General features: G+C 65.0%; 2 protein-coding genes and 1 pseudogene (1 of these 3 only partly in view). All 3 read right to left on the bottom strand.

What is annotated here, in order from left to right; translation table 11 throughout:
• The coding region (locus tag EOC06_RS43605; protein WP_245470096.1) for a substrate-binding domain-containing protein at window positions 1–275 on the bottom strand (275 nt) is incomplete at its 3' end.
• Window positions 276–351: 76 nt separating this feature from the next.
• Window positions 352–1,350, bottom strand: coding sequence for a ribose ABC transporter permease (locus EOC06_RS26765; RefSeq protein WP_127266680.1), 999 nt, complete (start codon window positions 1,348–1,350; stop codon window positions 352–354).
• Window positions 1,347–2,662: pseudogene (locus tag EOC06_RS44890) on the bottom strand (sugar ABC transporter ATP-binding protein); it runs 206 nt beyond the window's last position. Before EOC06_RS44890 ends, EOC06_RS26765 begins: the two are co-directional and overlap by 4 nt.

Below are 2,662 nucleotides of genomic sequence, written 5' to 3'. Positions count from 1 at the left end.
GCATTGAGCATGATCACGTCGACGCCGGCGGCGATGAACGAATCGACCTGCGAGACCTGCTTGTTGAGGTCATAGTCGGCCGATACCGAGGTCACCTCGACCTTCGGGTTGATCTTCTTGGCCGCGTCCTCGATGCCCTTGATGGTGGCGACGAAGAAGGGATTGCCGAGCAGGCCGACCGAGATACCGACCTTGTTGAGGTCCTTGGCCGAAGCAGGCGCGATGGCGAGCGACGCGAGTGCGACGCCGCAGAGCAGTTTGGCGATGGTCTTCATTGCTTTCCTCCGATTGCCCCGCGCCTCTCACGGTGCGTTACACAAACCGGTCGTTGACGCCGGCGACTAAGGTCAATCACGTTCTTGCTCCTGCCTGGAGCCTGTAGCGGTCGAGGGCGACCGCCACGATGATGACCAATCCCTTGATGATGTACTGCCAGATGTCGGAGACACCGGCCAAGATGAGCCCATTGGAGAGCACCGCGATGATCAGGCCGCCGATCAGCGTGCCCCAGATCGAGCCGACGCCGCCGACGAAGCTGGTGCCGCCGAGGATGACCGCAGCAATGGCGTCGAGTTCGTAGGATTGCCCGAGCTGCAAGCCGTTGGCGGCGTAGAGCCGGGCCGCCGACATGGCGCCGCCAAGACCGGCCAGCAGGCCGGAAACGCCATAGACGAAGAGCAGCACCAGCGGCACCTTGATGCCGGTCAGCCGCGCCGCTTCGGCATTGCCGCCGACGGCATAGATCCAGGTGCCGAGCACGGTGCGCTTCAGCACCAGCCAGGACAGCACAACCACCGACAGCGCGATGATGACCAGCCACGGAATGCCGAACAGCGAACCGTTGCCGATGAAATCGAACGGCAGGTCCGAGTTGAACACCGTGGTGTCCTGGCCGAGCAGGCGGGCGACGCCGCGCACCGCGGTCAGCGAACCCAGCGTGACGATGAAGGGCGGCAGCTTGATGTAGGCGATGAGCAGCCCGTTGATGAGGCCGAAGCCGAGGCCGACCAGAATGGCCGCCGGCACGCCGAGCAAACCCCAGTCCGGCACCAGCGACACCATCACCGCCACCATCGCCGATGCGGCGAGGATGGCGCCGACGGACAGGTCGATACCGCCGGTCAGGATGACGAAGGTCATGCCGGCCGCCAGCACGATGTTGATCGACGACTGCTGGGTGACGATCAGAAGATTGGTCTCCGTCAGGAAGCGCGGGTTCAGGAACTGGAAGCCGGCCGCCAGCAGGATCAGCACCGGCAGCATGCCAAGGGCAGCGAAAGCCGTGCGCAACCGTCGGCTCGTGCCGGTGGCCTGGCCGCCTGCGCTGATCTCGGTCGCCTTGTCGGTCATTGCTGAGCCGCTCCTGTTGCAAGTTCCATGATTTTCTCCTGGCTTAGCGGTTCGCCTTGCGATGCCGTCACCTCGCCCGATATCGTACCGTCGCGCATCACCAGCACGCGGTCGGCGACGCCGATCACCTCGGGCAGTTCGCTGGAGATCATCAGGATGGCAATGCCCTGTTTGGCGAGATTGTCGATCAGCCGGTAGATTTCCGATTTCGCCCCGACATCGACGCCGCGGGTCGGCTCGTCCAGGATGACGACCTTCGGCTCGGTTTCGAGCAGGCGGGCGAGCAGCACCTTCTGCTGGTTGCCGCCCGACAGCGAGCCGGCATTGGCCTGCACCGAACTGGTGCGGATGGAGAGATCGGCAACAGCCTTGGAAGCGCGCCTTTCGGCGGTCGCGAAGTCGCGCAAGCCGCCGGCGCGCGAATCCCGCGCCAGCACGCCCATGCTGATGTTGTCGGAAATCGACATGTCGAGGAACAGGCCAAGTTCCTTGCGGTCCTCGGTCAGATAGGCGATGCCGGCATCGAGCGCCTCGCGCGGCGAGCCGATGGAGATCGTTTTGCCGTCGAGTTCCAGCGTGCCTGACACGCGCCTGTCGGCGCCGAAGATCAGCCGCGCAAGCTCGGTGCGGCCGGAGCCGACCAGACCCGCCAGCGCCAGCACCTCGCCCTTGTGCAGGTCGAACGAACAGTCTTTCAGGAGACGGCCGTCGGACATGCCACGCACCGAGAGCGCCACCGCGCGCTTTTCGTCCGGCGGCCGATGATCCTTCTTGTAGAAAGCCGACAGATCGCGGCCGACCATCATCGACACCAGGCGCGAGGCGCTGAGCTCGGCACGCTCGAGCGTACCGACATAACCGCTGTCGCGCAGCACGCTGACGCGATCGGCAAGCTGGTAGACCTCTTCCATGCGGTGACTGATGTAGATGATGGCGATGCCTTGCGATTTCAGCGTCGCGATGACCTCGAACAGCCGGTCGGTCTCGCGCGAGGTCAGCGACGTGGTCGGCTCGTCCATGACGATGATGCGCGCATTGGTCGACAGCGCGCGGGCGATCTCGACCAATTGGCGCTCGCCGAGCGACAGGCTGGAGACCATGTCGCGGGCCGAAAAGGAGACGCCCAGACGCGCGATGATCTCCCTGGCGCGCCGGGTGCACTGGTCGCGGTCGACGATGCCGAAGCGTCGCGGCTCGTTGCCGAGGAAGATGTTTTGCGCGACCGTCAGATTGGGCGCCAGCGACAGCTCCTGATAGATCACCGCGACGCCGCTGGCGCGCGCCTTGATCGGATCGCCGGTCGCGGCCGGCA

This window comes from Mesorhizobium sp. M7A.F.Ca.MR.362.00.0.0 (genome assembly GCF_004023175.1).
Classification (GTDB): Bacteria; Pseudomonadota; Alphaproteobacteria; order Rhizobiales; family Rhizobiaceae; genus Mesorhizobium.
The sequence above is the reverse complement of the archived record's forward strand: the minus strand, read 5'-3'. Positions and strand labels throughout refer to the sequence as shown.